Raw genomic sequence first — 18,884 nt, forward strand, 5'->3', positions numbered from 1 at the left:
GGTCTGTGTCTTCATGTCATGGTCCGAATGGAAACCTCCACCTTTTTGACAACGCTGTCAGTAGTATTCTAACAACAGCTATGATTCAACACCGTCATGGCCCGGGAGGGCGCTCGTGAGCCTCCTCGACCGGGTTTTCGGAAACGTAACCGAGCACAGCCGCGCGGTCATCGCTGTGCTCCTCGTCATCACTGTGCTCCTCGGTGCAGGGGCACCGATGATCGAGCAGTCGTCGTCGCTCGACCAGTTCCAGAGCGACAGTGCGGCCGCGAAGAAGCTGGATTTCATCAACTCGAACTTCTCGACCGGAAACGAGAACACCACGACAGTACAGGTCATCGTCAAAGGCGATAACGTTCTGAGCAAGAAGGAACTCGTGAACTCGTTGCAGTTCCAACAGCGCCTGCACGAGAACGAGACCATCAACGCGACGTTGTCGAACGGGACGTCGACCAGCGGCGTCGCAAACGTCATCGCAATCGCCGCGATTCAACAGGACAAGGTCGCGAAACTCCGTGCCGATGGTGCGGAACTCAAACAGCGGGGCCAACAGCTCAATCGAACGGCGCAGGGGCTGAGTGACTCGCTCAACCAAACACGCGGGCTGCAGGCCAAATACGATCAGTTGAACGCGTCCCACGAATCCGGACAGGTCGACGACGCGGCGTACCAAAACCAGTCCGCGAGGATCGAAGCCCAACTCTCCGGGGTGCGTACGAAGGCGACCGCAAACCTCTCCGCCGAACAGGGAGCGACGTTCAACAAATCAGCGACGCAGGCACGCGGCTTGCAGGCCAAACTCGACGGCTTGAACGCCTCCTACCAGCAGGGTCAGATCAACCAATCGACCTACAAGCAGCAGGCAGGGGAGATTCAGTCGCAGTTCGGCAAGGTGTACAAACTCGGCACGCAAGGCGTGCTGGCCGACGAGTACCAGAAACTCGGCGAGCAGAGCAAGAAACTGCAACAGAGACAGGAGGCGCTCCAAAACGGCTCGATGCCGACGCTTGCCCAGGAAATCGACAAGTTGCAGTCGATGAACCAGTCGCAGATCGACTCCGTGACGAAGACCGTTCTCTCCGGCGACAGCAGCGGTTCGAGCGGCATGGCGAGCCAGGCGTTGGCGTTCATGCCGACCTCCTACGACCCCGGATCGACCACGGCCAACGCGACGATGATGGTCGTCTTCCAGAAACAGAAGAGCCAGTCGTCGATGGAGGGTGACACGTCCGATATCCTCGTCTCGACCCAACAGGGGATGAAAACCATCGCGAACGACGAGTTCGACGACGACGCGCTCGTCTTCGGGAGCGGCATCATCAGCGAGGAGATCAACCAGTCGATGACCGACAGCCTCGCCATCGTCGGCCCGCTGGCGCTTCTGTTCGTCATCCTGACGCTCATCATCGCGTACCGCGACCTGCTCGACATCCTTCTGGGTGTGGTGGGCATCGTCTTCGTCCTCGTCTGGACGTTCGGCGCGATGGGATGGGCCGGTATCACCTTCAACCAGATGTTCATCGCGGTGCCGGTCCTGCTCATCGGGCTGGCCATCGACTACGCGATTCACGTCTTCATGCGTCACCGCGAGGAGCGCGAAGAGCACCCTGATGCGGACGTTCGCGGGTCGATGCGCGTCGCGCTCATCAGCGTCGGTGCGGCGCTGACGTGGGTGACCGCGACGACGGTCATCGGTTTCCTCTCGAACATGGTCAGCCCGCTCCCACCGATTCAGGACTTCGGCGTCGTGAGTTCGGTCGGTATCATCGCAGCGCTCGTCATCTTCGGCGGACTGATTCCGGCGCTCAAAGTCGAATCCGACGAGTTCCTCGAATCGCGCGGCTTCGACCGCCGGAAGCATGCGTTCGGAACCGGCGGCGGTGTCCTCGGACGCGTCCTGACGGTCGGTGCGACGGCGGCACGTAAAGCGCCGCTCGTGGTCATCGTCCTCACCCTGCTCGTCAGCGCGGCGGGTGGCTACGGGGCGACCAAAGTGGACACGAGTTTCTCGCAGACGGACTTCCTCGCGGACAGCCCGCCACACTGGACGAAACAGCTTCCGGAACCGTTCAAGCCCGGGAACTACTCGGCCAAGAAAAACCTCGACTACGTAAACGACAACTTCGTCAGGCAGGATTCACAGGCACAGATACTGGTACAGGGGGATATTACGAAAGATAACACCCTCGAACAGGTGCATCGGGCGAAGGAGAAAGCGGGCAAGAAGGACGTGACGATCAAGCTCTCGAACGACGAACCGCAGGTCGAGGGTCCGCTGTCGGTGATGGAACAAGTCGCCGCCGAGAACGCGACGTTCAACAAAACGTTCACCACGGCGGATACGGACGGCAATGGCGTACCCGACAAGAACCTGAAGAAGGTGTACGATGGACTGTTCGCCGCCGCGCCGGACCAAGCGGCCGGTGTGATTCACCGCGATAACGGGGACTACGACGCGCTTCGCGTCGCCATCTCGCTGAAGGGCGGCGCGTCGAGTTCGGCTGTCACGACGCAGATGCGTGACGTGGCTGACTCCTTCGACGGCCTCGAAGCGACGGCGACGGGACAGTCCATCGTCTTCGAAATCATCCAGAAGGACCTGTTGAACACGGTCATCGAAAGTCTCATCATCACGATGGTCGCCGTGTTCGCCTTCCTGATGCTCATCTACCGCCTCACGGAAGGCAGCGCGACCCTCGGAGCGGTCACCCTGCTCCCGGTCGTGTTCAGCGTGGCGTGGATTCTGGGGACGATGTACCTCCTCGACATGCCGTTCAACATCCTGACCGGGATGATTACGAGCCTCACGGTCGGGCTGGGCGTCGCGTACAGCATCCACCTCTCGGAACGCTACAACGTGGAGCTCGAACGACAGGGTTCGGTCTGGGAAGCGTTGCACGTCAGCCTCACCGGTACCGGCGGCGCACTGCTCGGCAGTGCGGCGACGACCGTGGGTGGCTTCGGCGTTCTCGCCTTCGCCATCCTGCCCGCGCTCCAGCAGTTCGGTATCATCACCGGACTGACCATCATCTACGCGTTCATCGCGAGCGTGCTGGTGCTCCCGAGCCTGCTCGTCGTCTGGACGCGCTACTTCGGACCGGGTGCGCGCGGAACCATCGAAACCAAGTCCGACGCAGCCACATCCCCAAGTGAGGACTGACATGGACGAAACTGACGCCATCGACGCGCTGACCGACCTCGGCCTCTCGAACTACGAGGCCAAGGTGTTCATCGCGCTTCAGAAGTTGGGGATCGGAACCGCTCGGGACATCCATGGCGTCACCGACGTGCCACGGTCACAGGTGTACGGTGCGGCGGATGACCTCCAGGAGCGCGGACTCGTGGAGGTAAAACAGTCGAAGCCGATCCAGTATCGCCCCGTGAGTTTGGCGGCGGCGAAATCGCACCTCCGCGACCGCTTCGAGCGCGCACAGCAACGCGCGTTCGACTATCTCGAATCGGCACAGAACGAGTTCGTCGATACCGAGAGCGAGCGGGAGGACGTCTGGTCCATCGACGGCGAGAACGCCGTCACCAGTCGAATCGAACAGCTGATGGAGGAGGCCGAATCGAGGATCGTCTTCGGTCTCCACGACGAGTCGCTGTATACGGATCGGCTCGTCGAGATCCTCCACGAGCGGTCGGATGCGGGCGTCGATGTCCTCATCATCTCCCAGGACCCATCGATGCAGGAACACTTCAGTGATCTCCGAGTCGTCATCCGCCACGACAAACCCCACGCCGAACCCGCGGGACGCATGCTCATCGTGGACGACGATACCGTCCTCATCAGCATCCTCGGTGATCACGAAAGTGCGATTTGGAGTTCCCAAACGGGATTCTCGGCGATCCTGTGTCAAACGGTCAGCTCACAGATCGAAGACGCGATCGGCGAATAACCCAATACGCCTTTCTTTCAGTCGAATCAATAGCAGGTATGAACCCGCAGCGCCGGCTTTCCAGAAACCTACTCTCGGAAGCACGGGCATATGGCTACACGCTTTCCATTTGGGGCGGTGGTGGGCTCCTGCTGAGCCAGTTCGGCACCCCGTCGGCGGCCGAGGTGTTCGCGTACGTCGGCGGTGCCATCGTGGCGTTCGGACTGCTTGCGCTCCTCACGTTCGGCGACGTAACTGCCGAACCGGACATGGACAAGAAGACGAAGGCCACGTCGTTCGTCCACGTCTTCGCCACCATCGGTAACCTGCTGGTCAGCTACCTCCTCACGTTCGTGCTGCACGGCCTGCTCGCCTTTCTCGTCGTCGGGGTACAGACGACGTTCACCTACAACGTACTGTTGTTGCCCGAGGAGTACATCGCTCACCTGTGGCATCGCTCCGTCTGAGGGCGTTTTCGGACTCTGACTGTCCGATAGTTTATCAGTCATGACGAACAACAGCTGTGTATGTCTTGGTACGCCGTCGACGCGTTAGAGGACGCCATCGAAGGGACACGCGAATTGCTCTTCCCCTTCGATGCGGGAACGTGGCTTCGGCTCGCCGTCATCGTGTTCTTTCTCGGAGGAACGAGTACGGCGTCGCCGGTGCAAACCAATATGCAGTTCTCCCCACAGTCGGGCGGTTCGTTCCCCGTCACCCCTGGTAACCTCTCGATTCCCTGGGAAAGCGTCGCGACGGTACTCGTCGTCCTCGCCGTCGTCGCCGTGTTCTTGGGCCTGCTCTTCACCGCAATCGGGGCGATAATGGAGTTCGCGTTCGTGGAGTCGCTTCGAACGCAACGGGTTCACGTCCGCCGATACGCGAAGTCGTATCTCGGCCAAGGGCTGTCGCTGTTCGTCTTCCAACTCGTCCTCTTTCTCATCGTCCTCCTGCCGGTGGCTGGTATCGTACTCGTCACCGTTCCAGCACTGTTCAACGGACCGGAAAACGTCGCGCTCGGACCGTTGCTGTTCCTCGTGCCGGTGCTGTTCGTCCTCGGTTTCTTCGTCGCGCTAGTCGACACGCTGACGAAGGCGTTCGTCGTTCCCGTGATGATGGTTCGAGGAGGCGGTGTGCTCGCCGGGTGGAAGGCGTTCTGGCCGACGCTCAAGCGCGAGTGGAAACAGTACGGCATATATCTCGTCCTCCGGTTTTTCATCGCCATCGCGGCGAGTTTCGTCGTTTCGCTCGTGGGCGGCTTTCTGTCCATCGTCGTCCTCATTCCGTTCGCCATCGTCGCAATCCTGCTGATCGTCGCGTTCGGCGGGTTCGGCGCGCTCGCTGTGATGTTTTCGAATCCGGCGATAGTAGCCGTGTTTGTCGTGCTCCTCGTCGCCTACATCGTCTGTGCCATCTTCATACTGGCGCTGGTTCGAGTGCCGATTCAGGCATACACCGGGTACTTCTCTCTGCTCGTGCTGGGCGATACGAACGGGGAGTTCGACCTCATCCCGGAGCTTCGGGAGCGGATTCGATAGCTTAGAGTTTCGATTCGAGCTGACGACCGACGGCGGCGTCGCCGACCGGACCACAGTCCCGTGCGAGATGGACGAGCGGCGCGTTTTTCATCGTAAGCCACGCTCCGTCACGGTCGCTGGTGACGGTGACCGAGCGCTCGGTTTGCGGAAGCCCGTTGGCTCGAACGTCGTTCGTTCGCTCGCGGACGCCGACCATTTGGAGGGAATCGGTCGGGAGTTCGGTGACGACGAACCGATATTCGGGAACGTCGGGGTCGTGTTCTCGGAGCGCGGTTCGGTACTCGCGTGCGAGGTCGGCGGCACGCGCGGCGTCGTCGTGTGTTTCGAATCGGGTACCCGTAATCGGCGTCGGGCATTCGCCGGTTTCGGCACAGGTGACTGAAAACGAACCGGAGTCAGCGGCCAACTCCTCGATCTCGCGTCGGGTTTGCCGGAGGATGTCGTCCATGTTTAGGCTAACCTAATTTAGGTTTAGGGTTGCCTAAAAGCCTTCCGACTCAGTCCGTGAGATCTGAGAGGAGGTGTTCGGCGAGTTCCTTGTCGAGCGGATCGTTCGCGTTGCCACACTGTGGCGACTGTACGCAGGAGGGACATCCCGATTCGCAGTCGCAGGCGCGAATCATCTCCCGCGTGTTTTTCATGAGCGATTCGACGGTTTCGTAGCCTTCTCGGGTCAGTCCGACGCCGCCGGGATAGCCATCGTAGATGAAAATCGTGCTCGTGCCGGTGTGCGGGTGGAGCGGCGTGGAGAGACCGCCGATGTCGCTACGGTCACAGAGCAAATCCAGCGGGAAGAGCGAAATCATCCCGTGTTCGGCGGCGTGAATCGCGCCGTTGAAATCGCCGTCCATCGTCCGTAACTCGCGCTCGATGTCGTCCGGAATCGTGAAGTAGAGCGCTTTGGTCCGGAGCGTGAGTTCCGGCAGGTCGAGCGATTCGCGGCCGAGCGTCTCGTTTCGCTTCGCGTCCCGTCGCTCGAATCCGGTGATCTGCTCGCGCATCGTCACCTCGGCGAAGCGGACGGTACAGTCCTCGCGGGTCGAGAGCGTCTTCTCCGACAGGTCCTCCTCGACGGTTATCTCCTTGTCAGTGAGCGTCTTGGTGTGATAATCCGCCCACGTCGGCGAGAGTTCGGCCACGTCCCGCGACAGATCGAGGTCCACGACCTCGTAGGACTGCCCCTGCTGGTGATAGATCGCGCCGCGATGGGCGTCGTTCAGCGCGTCGCTGAACGGGAGCGAGGCGATGACGTTCCCGTTCGAACGGTCCAACAGGTCGATCTCCCGGTCGTCGATAGTTCGCAAGCTCATATCGTGTTGCGGGCTTCCGTCGCCATCGTACGTCCAGCGGATGCCACCGCTCGTTTGGCGGCGTTCGAGTTCCCCCCGCGATTCGAGGGCGGCGACGAGGTCGGGGAAGTTCTCGCCGAAGTACGCCCGGTCTTCGGGCGAGAGCCACGTTTCGCGGGCGGCGGAGACCACGTGTTCCGGGAGCAACTCCTCGTTTTCCGGGTTGACGACCGCCCGCTCCGGGTCGCCCGCGAAGAACTCGTCCGGGTTTGCCATCAGGTACTGGTCCAACTGATCCTCGCCCGCGACGAACGCGACGAGGCTGGCCTCGGTTCCGCGCCCGGCCCGTCCGGCCTGCTGGAACGCCGCCATGCGCGTACCGGGATAGCCGTCGAGGAGGACGGCGTCCAGGCCGCCGATGTCCACGCCGAGTTCCAGCGCGTTCGTGCTCCACGCGCCGCGAACCTCGCCGGAGTGAAGCCCTCCTTCGAGTTCCCGGCGGCGCTCGTTCCGCAGGGCCGCCTGATACGCGGCGATGTCGTTGGCGAGCGAGCGCTCCCCTCTGTTCCTGAGTTCGTCCGCGCTCTCCATCGCGTAGCGTTCGGCACCCTGCCGGGAACGGGTGAACGCGAGCGTCTGGCAGTCGCGGGTGACGAGGTCGGCGAAGATGCGTTTGGTTTCGCCGTGATTCGATTTTCTGCGTTTCGCGCCGCCGTAGCGGTCGTCCTCGTACTCCGGCGGGTTCCAGAGGAGCCAGTGGGTCGGTCCGGTGCGACTCGTGTTCTCGTCCACGAGGGCGAACGAGGACTCGGACTTGCCGGTCACGGCGCTCGCGTGTTCGACCGGATTGCCGATGGTCGCCGAACAGCAGACGAACTGCGGATTCGAATCGAATCGGTCACAGATCCGCGCGAGTCGGCGCAGGACGAGCGCGACGTGGCTCCCGAAGACGCCGCGATACTCGTGCACTTCGTCGATGACGACCGTTTCCAGGCCCTTGAAAAACCAATCCCAGAGCCGGTGGGCGTAGGGAAGCAGGGCGTAATGGAGCATGTCGGGCGTCGTGAGGACGACGGTTGGCTGTCGGTTTCGCACGTCCCGCTTTTCGTTCTTGTCGAGTCGGCCGGTGTACTGGGCGACCGAGACGCGACTGCCGAACCCCAAGTCGCGGGCGAGGCCGTCCAATGTCTCCTCCTGATCGTTGATGAGGGCGTTCTGCGGTGCGATGTAGAGCGTTCGCCCGCCGTGGTCCATCGCGCGTTCGAACGCCGGGATGGTGTACCCCAGGCTCTTCCCGCTCGCGGTTTGCGTGGCGATGACGACGTTTTCCCCGCCGCGAACCGCCTCGACTGCCTCGGCTTGGTGGCGATAGAGTCGGTCGATGCCACGGGTTTCGAGGGCGGATTCCAACCGCGATTCGAGCGGGATATCCCGAAATTCACCGTCGTTCCCCGGGAGCGTCTCGTGGCGGGCGATTTGCCCCTCGTAGTAGGGTCGCCCGCGCAGCCAGTCGATGGTGTTCTGCACTGTGGGGTGTTTGGTAGTGAACGTTCTAACCGGTTTCGTCACTGGTGAACCACACGATACGAACGAGTAACAGCCCGATTTGTGGAACGGTTTGAGTGGGAACCGTCGGCCGTCACTCTTCGTCCGAGGGCAACACGGACGGAATCGGGTCGACCATATCCTCCCCGTACGTCCAGGAGAGAATACCGTAGTCGGCGAGTCGCGGCAGGTGTTCCTGTTCCAGGCGAATCCGTACCCATTCCTGCTCGGATTGTGTTACGTCCGTCATGGGTATTCCCTGGGAACGACTCGCGACGTTCGTCGCGAGCAGTGAAATCGGGGTCGCGGTTTCCTGCTCGGAAAGGAACAGTACGAGGTGGCGCCGTTGTTCGTTTTTGAGCAACTCGTACACCGCGTCCGGTGTGGAGAGGAGCACGTCTGGACCCACCGTATCCAAAAATTGTAGTAACTCCATGAGGGTCCCCTGCCCGTCGTTCGACGTGTTACCCATACCCGTTTTAGTACGCTCGGAAGTATGAATCACCCGATACACGAGGATTTATTTGCTAAACAAATAATATTGGTTTTTTAGAATAGAATTCGAATATGGCGTGGCGGGGTGACGGTAAACGCCGATCCAAAACGGTAGTAATTGGGACCGGTTTTCATATCGGATAGAGAACTCATACGGTATCGAATCTCGATTTGAAACACCAAAAGCGCTTTTGACTGTCGGGGTAGTACGATTACAGAGCTATGGGTTCAATGGAGGAGAGTGCTACATCGCCGTTCATGTGTGGTGTAGAGGAGCCGATGAGGTTCCACTACGATTGGGGAAGTGAGGAAGCGCTCGGTTCGTTTATCGTTCAGCGAATGGTTGAGTGTTCGGGGGTGAGTTCCACCGAAATTCCGGAGCCGCTGTACGGGTGTATCGACCCCGACGCGTTGGAGGAGTTGTTCCAACCGCTCGCCGACGGAACGGCCCGCGCGAGCGGAAAGCTGACGTTCATGTTCGCAGGTCACTACATCACCGCCAGCAGCGACGGGACGGTCGAAATCGAATCCGAACTCGGTCGGTTGAAACGGACCGGTGGGAACCTACTGCTCACCGGCGACGTTCCGGCGGATCTGTTCGAGGAGTTGAGCGTGCAGTTCCTGGGCGCGCCGTCCAACGACAGGACCCACCTGTTCGCGCTGTTCGGGCGGGATGTGGACGTGGCTCGGAAGCGTCTTTCACGTGCCAACGCAGACCCCGCTCAAGCGCACATCCTGACCCACGAAGTGGCAGTGCGCTCGGCGACACAAGCACAATCGAACGCGTATCCGGACCGACCGTCCGCCTCGTCCGTGGAGGGGTCACTCGACGACTTCCAAACCGCGATACAGGACGAATTATTGGAACTCCAGTACGGGAATCGGGGATTCGAGCCCGGGGAGCTACGGTTCTGTTTGGATTCGCTACAGTTGCTTTCGAACGAGGAAGGGTCGGTTGCTGTGGAACGTTCCTTGCGGAAGATCACGGAAACCGTCGAGGAACTGTCCGGAATCGGTCAGTACATCTTCCCGGGTGCGTTCGATTCGGATTCCGTTCAAGCCGTAGAGCCGCTGTTCGACGTAACGATCGAACTGAAGCTCGACCCGGACGGACCGAAGCAGCGATGGCATCTGCACGAGACGAGCCACACGACGACGTGGTTCCCGCTCTGACGTTTTTCGGCCGGGGTGCCGACGGAGTTCGCACCCCCACCGTCGACGGTATCGTCGTAGCGCTACAGCCCGAAACCGAGCCCTCAAAGTGAAATGAAACCGATATTTCGACAGAGTGTCGAGCAAACGGGGTTGACCATCGTCGACCCCATTCACCGACGCCAGTTCCCGATTCGGACGCCGACCTCCGTCAGTCCGCTTCCGGCGGACGACGACCAGTTCTACTTCCCGGTCGACAACGCGGCGGAAATCAGGACGGACAAACTCGTCCTCCCGTACATCGTCATCACGCACGTCCGTTCGTTGGACGGCACGGTTCTGGCGGAAGCCGGTGAGTTTTCGTACGAACAGTTCCCCGAAGGCGAGTATCTCGTCGAACTGAACGCACCGATTCGAATCTATCTGCGGGTTGCCGGTGAGTTGACCATCGCGTCATCGGCCGACCGGATGGAGTTCGATTTCGGGACGGAGACGGTGGTCCGAATCGGGGCACGGTCGTATCACGAACACCCCGAGGGGACCGTTACGACGACGGCGGAACCGGCGGACGTGATGGCCGCCGTCTCCACGTTCGGATCGTCGCTGAAGACGTTGAGTTGTGAGCGGTCGTTGCCGTCGCTCAGGGGACATCCCCCGAAGATCGAACTCGGGGACGAACTACACGTTCCGGACGAACTGACGCCGCCGGAGACAGGTGTTCGGATAGAACTCCCTCCGGAACTGCCGATGATCTATTCGGCGAGTTCGCTCGCCTATTATCTGGGAGCGACCATCGTTCCGGGCGAGGAACCGAGGCTCGTGACGGACCGGGGCTTCGTTCATCCGCTCGACCACCCGGAACGGGGGTACGAGGGTGAAATCGAACGAGTGCTCGTCCAATCGTTGTTCTTCGACTGTGTGACGCGAACCGAAGGGTTGTACCAGATACCGCTTCACGAGCGGCAGGTGGTCGAACCGTTCCTCGACGTGTCGTTCGAGGAGTTGTACGAACGCGACCTCGCGGAACAAGTCGAGACCTATCTCGACATCCCGTTCGACGTTATCCGAGAACACGTGCCGACGTGGCTGTTATCGACGACCGTCACGAACGATATCGCCAACGTCGAGACGATTCCGTATCTGGTGAACAACCTGTCGCTCATCTCGACGCCGGACGAGAACCATCGCCGGTCGATACCGAAGACGCCGGAGCCGATCGACAGTTTCCTGCGAGGAACGGAAACACAGAGAGGGCAACAACAAACGACGTCCGACCCGTACGTCGCACCGACGTCGACGGACGCACTGGAACACGCGTGGCTCGGTCACGGGATGCCTATCGGTGCGAACAAACTGATCAAACGCGCCTTCGAGAACAAATTTGAGCGGTCGTCATCGACGGACGGTATCGACATCACGGTGGTCTGTAACGAACAGGAGATGAGTCCGGAGTTCGACGCCGGGGACGACCTCTACGGCAAACGGGACGAACTCGCGTTCGATATCGACGTTCATCGGAACCTCTCGACCGACGAACTGGAGTCGGTGCTTACCACCCCCACCGACTTCCTTCACTACATCGGTCACATCGAGGAGGGCCGTTTCATCTGTGCCGACGGGGAACTCGATATCGAATCGGTCGAGGATGTCGCGGTCGATACGTTCCTGTTGAACGGCTGTCGGTCGTACGAACCGGGAATCCAACTCATCAACTCCGGGAGCATCGGCGGCATCGTCACCTACAGCGAAATCGCGAACAAAAGCGCGATACCCATCGGTCGAACCATCGCGCGCCTTCTCAACCGGGGCTTCTCGCTTCGATCCGCTCTCGTGGTCGTTCGGGAACAGCAACTGGTCGGCAATCAGTACATCGTCGTCGGCGACGGCAGCATCGAGATCGCTCAGAGCGAAAGTGGGACGCCGTACCTCTGTCGTCTCGACGTCGACCCGGAGGGAGGATACGAACTGCGTTTGATGACTTATCCGACCGTCGATTCGGGAATGGGTTCCCTGTTTACTCCCTTCATCACCGACATCGAGCAATATTTCTTGAGCGGTGGGGTCATAGACACGTTCCACGTCGACGAGGAGACGCTGGTCCAGTTCCTCCGCCTCGAACAGTCTCCAGTCGTTATCGACGATGAACTCACGTGGTCGACAGAATTAAATCTCGAATCGCTGTAAAAACGCCCGTTATCGGATGGTTCCGCCGCCAGCGGCGGCCACGTTCCCCGTCTGGGTGAGCAGCAGGCAGATGGTGAACAGCACGCCGATCATTCGCGGGTTCTCAGTCAGGTACGTCGTTAACGTGTCATTGCTTTCGGACATCGTATATAGCCCCAGGCACCCAGGAAGAATAGCTTTTTCTAAATGATAACTAGAGGAAATAAATTGGAATATGTCCACCCATACCAAGAGAAACTAGACCGTGCCGGGAAGTAGCCCCTCACGGACGTTTCGAATGGGGTGATTTCCCTTTCGACGCGACGTTCTCAATGCTGTGTATCCCCTAATGTTGGCTATCCCCTTGAGTAACCACCGATTACGGCACGTTGTCTGGCTGTCGCGCCCCCTTTCGGGATAAGGGGACCGCTCAACGTGGGACTCGTGCCGTTCCACGTTCCACTACTGGTCGGTAACGTCTCGAATCACGACGACCCGCCAAAACGTATATCGCCCAAAAAAGTAGGAGTACTTCAAAACTTCGCCCAGATTTCCGAAGAAAATTTTAAGGAAATGGGAACCAATTGTGGTTTTTGGGGGTTAGAAACTATGTCAGATAGTAAAAAGCACGGCTCCGGAAGCGTATCGCCGGGGGACACGAGCGATCGAGTGGGAATGCAGGTAATCCGTGAGCGGGGTGGAAATCCGGAGGAGATCCGTGAGACGCTCATCGACGCCATCGGGGCGGAGTTCTCCACGTACTACTATTACACCAATCTCCGAACCCATCTCGCGGGCCACGAGGATTACAAGGAGATCACCGAGGACGCGCGACTCGAAGACCGTTCGCACTTCGAACTCGTGATGCCGCGCGTGTACGAACTTGGTGGACACATCCCCGTCGATATCGGCGACTTCATGAACCGCGCGAGTTGCCCGCACGCCGAACTGCCGGACGATCCGACGGCGGAGAACATCCTCGAAGTCCTCCTCGAAGCGGAGCGCTGTGCGATCCGAACGTGGTCCGAAGTCTGTGATATGACGCAGGACTGTGATCCGCGCACCTACGACATGGCGAGCCGGATCCTGCAGGAGGAAATCGACCACGAGGCGTGGTTCATCGAACTGCTCTCGATGGAGCGCGACGGCGAGGTCAACCCCGCCGGTCACTTCGTCCGCGACCAGCCCGGCGACGCGCCCTACTCCAAGAACCGTTCGTTCAACGACTCCGCGTAAGCGTTCGGCTCCCGACCGATTTCCGGCCGACAACCACATTTTCTCCCGTCCGTAACTGTGCCCGTGAGTTCCTACACCGTCGAAATCGAAGTCCCCGCCGATTGCGACATCGAACAGGCAGGCGAGACGGTCGAAATCGACGTTCCAGAGGACGAGTACATCCTCGCCGTCGCCCGAAATCAGGATATCTGGCTCCCCGCCGACTGCCAACAGGGGTGGTGTACCACCTGTGCGGCCGAACTGCTCTCCGGCGATGTGGACCAGTCCGACTCCCAGCGCTACTTCGACGTGGACCGCGAGGAGGACATGATCCTCCCGTGCACCGCGAAACCCTGCTCGGACCTCTCGCTGGAAGCCTGCCAGTACGAGGAGATGCTGGATCATCGGGCCGAACACGATAAGCCGCCCGGCACCTCGAAACGATGACGATGTGAGACCGACCTCTCGAAAAGATTCGGTCGCCGTTTCTGTCTCGTTCTAGTTGGGGAGTAGGTACTTGCCCGTCCCCGGCGTATGCCATTCGATGGCACGAATCAGCAGAACGCTCGCGCTCGGGACCGCCGTGGCGCTCGGTGCCGCGTGGGTCGGATGGGGGGCGTACATTCGACGGAAGACGGATCAAGTGCCGTACACGACCGCGCTACACGTCGATGGGGTGGAGATTCGACGGTATCCGGACACCGTAGTGGCGCGGACGACGGCCGACACCCAGAACGAAGCGTTCCAACGGTTGTTCCGCTACATTCAGGGGGACAACCGGTTGGGGAAGGAGATCGAGATGACCGCGCCGGTGTCCACCGACTCCGAGACGATCGAAATGACGGCACCCGTCGCGTCCGAACGATCGGAAGCGGGCATGGAGATGTCATTCTTCCTGCCGGGCGAGTACACGGCGGAAGGCGCACCCAAACCGACCGACGAGGACGTCTCGGTCGAAGCCGTCGGCGCGCGAACCCTCGCGGTACGCCCGTTTTCGTGGTACGCGACGGCGGATCGGGTCGAGGAGAACCGACGGCGGTTGTTCGACACCCTTTCGGCACACGACTTGACGCCGAACGGAGAACCGTTCCTGTTGCGATACGACGACCCGTGGACACCGCCGTTCATGCGCCGGAACGAGATTGCCGTTGAGTTGGAGTGAAACTGGGGTCCAACTTTCGCTGATACGAGTTGTGCTAACGTGGGCGATGTGTGTCGTCCTCGGCGAGGGCGCACTGTGCGCGCGACGATTTTCACGGCAAATATAGTCGGAATATCGGGGACTGGAGCGTGATCAGGGCGGTGTCGGCAGTATGAATACTGCCGCATCGTCCGGAGTACCTTAGTTACCTTATACACATACCATCACGACGATGTCGTGCGGTTTCCACACTCCGGGCTGGAGCACCACAAATTAAAATTTATTGTCATCTCCTGTCTTAGCGTTACTTATAAATAGGAGGATGGCTCTCACATCGAGTACAATGTCACACAACGACATGACCCCCAAAAGGGGGGGGTCGAGTTCTTCGAGGGCACACTAGCCCACACCGACGAGATTGAATCAGTTAGAATTTTCGACACGACGCTCCGCGACGGGGAGCAGACGCCACGCACCTCGTTCTCGCCCGACGAGAAGCGTGAGATCGCGGCGATGCTGGACGAGATGGGAACCCACGTCATCGAGGCTGGCTTCCCGGCCAACGGCGACGCCGAGTTCGCGGCCGTCCGCGACATCGCGGAGTCCACCGACGCCACGACGTGTGCTTTGGCACGAATCGTCGACGGCGACGTGGAAACCGCGCTGGACACCGGCGCGGAGATGGTGCACGTCTTCGCTTCGACCAGCGACGTGCAGATAGAGGATTCGATGCACACTACGCGCGAGGACGTGCTGGAACGCGCCGTCAGCTCGGTCGAACGCGTCGCCGAGGCGGGCGCGATTCCGATGTTCTCGCCGATGGACGCCACGCGAACGGATCCCGAATACATGGCCGAGATCGTCGAGGCCGTTAGCGAGGCGGGTGCCGAGTGGATAAACATCCCTGACACCTGCGGCGTCGGGACGCCGAGTCGCTTCGCGGAGTTGGTGGCCCACGTCAGTGAGCACACCGATGCGCGTATCGACGTGCACACGCACGACGACTTCGGCATGGCGACGGCGAACGCGATTGCCGGCGTCGAGGCCGGTGCCGACCAAGTTCAGGTCAGCGTCAACGGCATCGGCGAGCGCGCCGGAAACGCGGCCTTCGAGGAGGTCGTCATGGCCGTCGAGAGCGTCTACGGTGTCGATACCGGTATCGACACGCAACGAATCACCGAGCTGTCAGAGATGATCGCGGAGTACAGCGAGGTCGAGACACCGGTCAACAAACCCGTCGTCGGCGCGAACGCGTTCGCTCACGAGAGCGGGATTCACGCGGCGGGCGTCATCGAGAACAGCGACACGTTCGAGACTGGCGTGATGAAGCCGGAGATGGTCGGGGCGGAACGCGAGTTCGTCCTCGGCAAACACACCGGAACGCACGCCGTGCGAAAACACCTCCGGCAGTCAGGGTTCGTCCCGACGGAGGCCGAAGTCCGGCAGATCACCCGCAAGGTCAAGGACCGCGGCGCGGCGAAGAACCGCGTGACGGTGAGCGACGTACAACGGTTCGCCCGCGAACTGGGCGTCGATTCTCACGAGGAGGTCAAGGCATAACCATGTCCCCTCGCGTTTTTTACACGGACGGAGAGCGGCCGCTGACACGCGGGTGCAAGAATTGCCCGTCACGCAAGGATTATTTGGGTATCACCACGAACGGTGATAACACAGATGCCACGAGGACGCTTGACCCACGGTTCAGCGGTGTCGAGCGTTGCGGCCGCGGAGCGCGTGCTCATTATTGTAGGGGTCTAGCTACCCCTCATCTATTCTTCACCCCGAATTCGAACGAATCGCAACCCAACAGCACGACGCATAGGTCCAAACCGATGACAGGCACACGACAGCAAACCGGCACGTATCGACCGACGAACGACTATCGACCGACGGCCCACCAGCCGTCGGCCGACACGCGAACAGAGGTGACGAAGGCGTGAGCGAGCACACGGCACAACCCGTCTCCCGTGAGGGGGACGAGGACCCGGAAACGGGTGTCACGGACTCGGCCGCCCCGAAAACCGACGACTCGGCCGCCGATGACGGATCGACCGAGCCCGCGCGAGTGACTGGCGCTCACGCGGTCGTCTCGACGCTCGAATCGGCCGGTGTCGAGGCAATGTTCGGCGTGCAAGGCGGGGCCATCATGCCCGTCTACGACGCGCTGTACGACTCTGACATCCATCACGTGACGATGGCTCACGAGCAGGGTGCGGCCCACGCCGCAGATGCTTACGGCGTCGTCACCGGCGAACCGGGCGTCTGTCTGGCGACCTCGGGACCGGGTGCGACGAACCTCGTCACCGGCATCGCGGACGCGAACATGGATTCGGACGCGATGGTCGCGCTGACGGGACAGGTCCCGTCCGAACTGGTCGGCTCCGACGCGTTCCAGGAGACCGATACCACGGGCGTGACGGCCCCCATCACGAAACACAACTACTTCGCGGACGAGTCGGACGCCATCGGCGACATGGTCGGCGAGGCGTTCGCGCTGGCCGAAACCGGCAGACCCGGCCCGACGCTCGTGGACCTGCCGAAGGACGCGACGATGGGCGAGACCGAGAACGAACCGGGGAAGACCGAAATCCCTTCGACCTGCTCGCCGCAGATGGAGGCCGACGCGGCAAACGTCGAAGCCGCCGCGCAAGCCATCGAGAACGCGGAAAAACCGCTGTTGCTGTTCGGCGGCGGCGTCGTCAAAGGGAACGCCTGCGAGGAAGCGCGAAACTTCGCCACCGACCACGGGATTCCCGTGGTGACGACGATGCCAGCCATCGGCTCGATGCCCGAAGACCACGACCTCTGTCTCTCGTGGGCGGGCATGCACGGAACCGGCTACGCCAACATGGCCGTCACGCATTGTGACGTGCTGATAGCCGTCGGCTGCCGATTCGACGACCGACTGACCGGTGGTATCGACACGTTCGCCCCGGAAGCAGAGGTCGTCCACATCGACATCGACCCGGCCGAGATTTCGAAGAACGTCCACGCGGATTACCCGCTCATCGGCGACGCGGGGACCGTCATCGAACAGGTCGATGCGGCGTTCTCGACGGACGGGGACGAAGACCGAGACGACTGGACGGCATGGCGCGAGCGGTGTCGAACGTGGCGGGACGAGTTCCCACTGACCTACGACACGCCCGAGGACGAACCGCTGAAGCCGCAGTTCGTCGTGGAGGCGCTGGACGAGGCCACCGACGACGACGCCGTCGTCACGACCGGCGTCGGCCAGCACCAGATGTGGGCCGCCCAGTTCTGGACGTATCGAAGCCCGCGCACGTGGGTGTCCAGTCACGGACTGGGAACGATGGGCTACGGACTGCCTGCGGCAGTCGGCGCACGTTTCGGAGCGGACGACGACCAGCAGGTCGTCTGCATCGACGGCGACGGTTCCTTCCAGATGACGATGCAGGAACTCTCCGTGGCCGTGCGCGAGAACCTCGACATCACCGTGGCCATCCTGAACAACGAGTATATCGGGATGGTCCGCCAGTGGCAGGACGCCTTCTTCGAGGGTCGGCGGATGGCCGCCGACTACGACTGGTGTCCCGAATTCGACAAACTGGCCGAGGCGTTCGGCGCGAAGGGGTTCGCCGTGGACTGTTACGACGAAGTGGCCGACACCATCGAGGAGGCGCTGGCCTACGACGGCCCGTCGGTCATCGATTTCCACGTGGATCCCGCAGAAAACGTCTATCCGATGGTGCCGAGCGGCGGTGCCAACGGAAAGTTCGCCCTCTCGGAGGACCAACTATGAGCGGCGAAGAATCGACGGACGACGCCCCGTCTCAAACCTCATCCGCGGGCATGCCCGGCACGGCTCCCGACGAGCGACCACATCCCGAGGGTCGCCGGAACGAGCAGGGCATCCGCATCGACCCGGAGGCGGAGGCCGAACCGCAACGGCGAACCGCCGTGGTTTCCGCGCTGGTCGAACACGAACCGGGCGTCCTCTCGCGCGTCTCCGGGTTGTTCTCCCGGCGACGGTTCAACATCGAGAGTCTGACGGTCGGGAAGACGACCGTGGACGGCCACGCCCGTATCACGCTCGTGGTCGAGGAGACCGAATCCGGTATCGACCAAGTCGAAAAACAGTTGGCGAAACTCAAGCCGGTCATTCAGGTGGGCGAGGTCGATGACCCCGCCGTGCGCGCCGAACTGGTGCTGTTGAAAGTTCGGGGCAACAAGCCGGACGAGGTCCACGCCATCACGCAGATGTACGAGGGCCAGACGCTGGACGCCGGGCCGCGAACCATCACGGTTCAGATCACCGGCGACCAGCAGAAGATCGACGACGCGGTGGACGCCTTCCGCCAGTTCGGCATCATCGAGATCGCACGGACCGGCCAGACCGCCTTGGCGCGCGGCGACACGCCGACGACGCCGGGCGAGGAACCGGGTCATTCGACCCAACCACCCGAGGACCCGCATAGCGCGACGAACGACGAAGCAGACAACTGAG

At 61.2% G+C, this 18,884-nt stretch carries 16 protein-coding genes; 12 read left to right on the forward strand and 4 right to left on the reverse strand.

Annotated elements, in window-relative coordinates; all coding sequences use genetic code 11:
- Nucleotides 1-115 precede the first annotated feature (115 nt).
- The 4 genes from NKF26_RS24500 to NKF26_RS20945 are packed head-to-tail and all read left to right on the forward strand — an operon-like array spanning nucleotide 116 to nucleotide 5,416.
- Nucleotides 116-3,160 (forward strand): MMPL family transporter, encoded by a 3,045-nt coding sequence (locus tag NKF26_RS24500; RefSeq protein ID WP_253228638.1) that lies wholly within the window; start codon nucleotides 116-118, stop codon nucleotides 3,158-3,160.
- Between the two features lies 1 nt (nucleotide 3,161).
- Nucleotides 3,162-3,899: a TrmB family transcriptional regulator gene (locus tag NKF26_RS20935; RefSeq protein ID WP_066138353.1), complete on the forward strand. Its 738-nt coding sequence runs from the start codon at nucleotides 3,162-3,164 to the stop codon at nucleotides 3,897-3,899.
- Between the two features lie 38 nt (nucleotides 3,900-3,937).
- Nucleotides 3,938-4,345, forward strand: coding sequence for a hypothetical protein (locus tag NKF26_RS20940; protein WP_253228637.1), 408 nt, complete (start codon nucleotides 3,938-3,940; stop codon nucleotides 4,343-4,345).
- Between the two features lie 60 nt (nucleotides 4,346-4,405).
- Entirely contained in the window at nucleotides 4,406-5,416 is a 1,011-nt protein-coding gene (locus tag NKF26_RS20945) for a hypothetical protein (RefSeq protein ID WP_253228636.1), read from the forward strand.
- Nucleotide 5,417: 1 nt separating this feature from the next.
- On the opposite strand, the gene NKF26_RS20950 is transcribed toward NKF26_RS20945, so the two are convergent.
- The 3 genes from NKF26_RS20950 to NKF26_RS20960 form a co-directional block, all read right to left on the reverse strand.
- Nucleotides 5,418-5,864 (reverse strand): hypothetical protein, encoded by a 447-nt coding sequence (locus NKF26_RS20950; RefSeq protein WP_253228635.1) that lies wholly within the window; start codon nucleotides 5,862-5,864, stop codon nucleotides 5,418-5,420.
- A 49-nt stretch (nucleotides 5,865-5,913) separates the two neighbouring features.
- Nucleotides 5,914-8,232 (reverse strand): DEAD/DEAH box helicase, encoded by a 2,319-nt coding sequence (locus tag NKF26_RS20955; RefSeq protein WP_253228634.1) that lies wholly within the window; start codon nucleotides 8,230-8,232, stop codon nucleotides 5,914-5,916.
- Nucleotides 8,233-8,344: 112 nt separating this feature from the next.
- Complete coding sequence (locus NKF26_RS20960; protein WP_253228633.1) at nucleotides 8,345-8,722, reverse strand: hypothetical protein; 378 nt, start codon at nucleotides 8,720-8,722, stop codon at nucleotides 8,345-8,347.
- Between the two features lie 302 nt (nucleotides 8,723-9,024).
- On the opposite strand from NKF26_RS20960, the gene NKF26_RS20965 reads away from it, so the two are divergent.
- On the forward strand, nucleotides 9,025-9,918 hold the full coding sequence (locus tag NKF26_RS20965; RefSeq protein ID WP_253228632.1) for a HalOD1 output domain-containing protein: 894 nt from the start codon (nucleotides 9,025-9,027) through the stop codon (nucleotides 9,916-9,918).
- A 93-nt stretch (nucleotides 9,919-10,011) separates the two neighbouring features.
- A complete protein-coding gene (locus NKF26_RS20970) occupies nucleotides 10,012-12,081 on the forward strand; it encodes a hypothetical protein (protein WP_253228631.1) in 2,070 nt (689 codons plus the stop codon).
- A 9-nt stretch (nucleotides 12,082-12,090) separates the two neighbouring features.
- On the opposite strand, the gene NKF26_RS24230 is transcribed toward NKF26_RS20970, so the two are convergent.
- The gene (locus NKF26_RS24230) at nucleotides 12,091-12,225 is read right to left on the reverse strand and encodes a hypothetical protein (RefSeq protein WP_256487781.1); all 135 of its coding nucleotides are present in this window, start codon (nucleotides 12,223-12,225) and stop codon (nucleotides 12,091-12,093) included.
- Nucleotides 12,226-12,669: 444 nt separating this feature from the next.
- Here NKF26_RS24230 and dps point away from each other — a divergent pair, with 444 nt between their 5' ends.
- The 6 genes from dps to ilvN all read left to right on the forward strand — a co-directional run bounded on the left by dps (nucleotide 12,670) and on the right by ilvN (nucleotide 18,883).
- Nucleotides 12,670-13,296 carry a DNA protection during starvation protein gene (dps, locus tag NKF26_RS20975; protein WP_253234843.1) on the forward strand — a complete coding sequence of 209 codons (627 nt, stop codon included), beginning with the start codon at nucleotides 12,670-12,672 and terminating at the stop codon, nucleotides 13,294-13,296.
- 63 nt (nucleotides 13,297-13,359) lie between these two features.
- Nucleotides 13,360-13,722: a 2Fe-2S iron-sulfur cluster binding domain-containing protein gene (locus NKF26_RS20980; RefSeq protein ID WP_342766346.1), complete on the forward strand. Its 363-nt coding sequence runs from the start codon at nucleotides 13,360-13,362 to the stop codon at nucleotides 13,720-13,722.
- 97 nt (nucleotides 13,723-13,819) lie between these two features.
- Complete coding sequence (locus NKF26_RS20985; RefSeq protein WP_253228629.1) at nucleotides 13,820-14,437, forward strand: heme-binding protein; 618 nt, start codon at nucleotides 13,820-13,822, stop codon at nucleotides 14,435-14,437.
- 312 nt (nucleotides 14,438-14,749) lie between these two features.
- Nucleotides 14,750-15,976 (forward strand): 2-isopropylmalate synthase, encoded by a 1,227-nt coding sequence (locus tag NKF26_RS20990; RefSeq protein ID WP_253234845.1) that lies wholly within the window; start codon nucleotides 14,750-14,752, stop codon nucleotides 15,974-15,976.
- Nucleotides 15,977-16,352: 376 nt separating this feature from the next.
- A complete protein-coding gene (ilvB, locus tag NKF26_RS20995) occupies nucleotides 16,353-18,179 on the forward strand; it encodes a biosynthetic-type acetolactate synthase large subunit (RefSeq protein WP_253228628.1) in 1,827 nt (608 codons plus the stop codon).
- A complete protein-coding gene (ilvN, locus tag NKF26_RS21000; RefSeq protein WP_253228627.1) occupies nucleotides 18,176-18,883 on the forward strand; it encodes an acetolactate synthase small subunit in 708 nt (235 codons plus the stop codon). Before ilvB ends, ilvN begins: the two co-directional genes overlap by 4 nt.
- The last annotated feature ends 1 nt before the right edge of the window (nucleotide 18,884 follow it).

The sequence above is a fragment of the Haladaptatus sp. AB618 genome, from assembly GCF_024136965.1.
In the GTDB taxonomy this organism is placed as follows: Archaea; Halobacteriota; Halobacteria; order Halobacteriales; family Haladaptataceae; genus Haladaptatus.

Coding starts and splice junctions, on each gene's coding strand:
- ilvN (WP_253228627.1), top strand. CDS start 18,176: ATGAGCGGCGAAGAATCGACGGACGACGCCCCGTCTCAAACCTCATCC.
- dps (WP_253234843.1), top strand. CDS start 12,670: ATGTCAGATAGTAAAAAGCACGGCTCCGGAAGCGTATCGCCGGGGGAC.
- NKF26_RS20970 (WP_253228631.1), top strand. CDS start 10,012: ATGAAACCGATATTTCGACAGAGTGTCGAGCAAACGGGGTTGACCATC.
- NKF26_RS20960 (WP_253228633.1), bottom strand. CDS start 8,722: ATGGGTAACACGTCGAACGACGGGCAGGGGACCCTCATGGAGTTACTA.
- NKF26_RS24230 (WP_256487781.1), bottom strand. CDS start 12,225: ATGTCCGAAAGCAATGACACGTTAACGACGTACCTGACTGAGAACCCG.
- NKF26_RS20965 (WP_253228632.1), top strand. CDS start 9,025: ATGAGGTTCCACTACGATTGGGGAAGTGAGGAAGCGCTCGGTTCGTTT.
- NKF26_RS20945 (WP_253228636.1), top strand. CDS start 4,406: ATGTCTTGGTACGCCGTCGACGCGTTAGAGGACGCCATCGAAGGGACA.
- NKF26_RS20940 (WP_253228637.1), top strand. CDS start 3,938: ATGAACCCGCAGCGCCGGCTTTCCAGAAACCTACTCTCGGAAGCACGG.
- NKF26_RS20950 (WP_253228635.1), bottom strand. CDS start 5,864: ATGGACGACATCCTCCGGCAAACCCGACGCGAGATCGAGGAGTTGGCC.
- NKF26_RS20935 (WP_066138353.1), top strand. CDS start 3,162: ATGGACGAAACTGACGCCATCGACGCGCTGACCGACCTCGGCCTCTCG.
- NKF26_RS20985 (WP_253228629.1), top strand. CDS start 13,820: ATGGCACGAATCAGCAGAACGCTCGCGCTCGGGACCGCCGTGGCGCTC.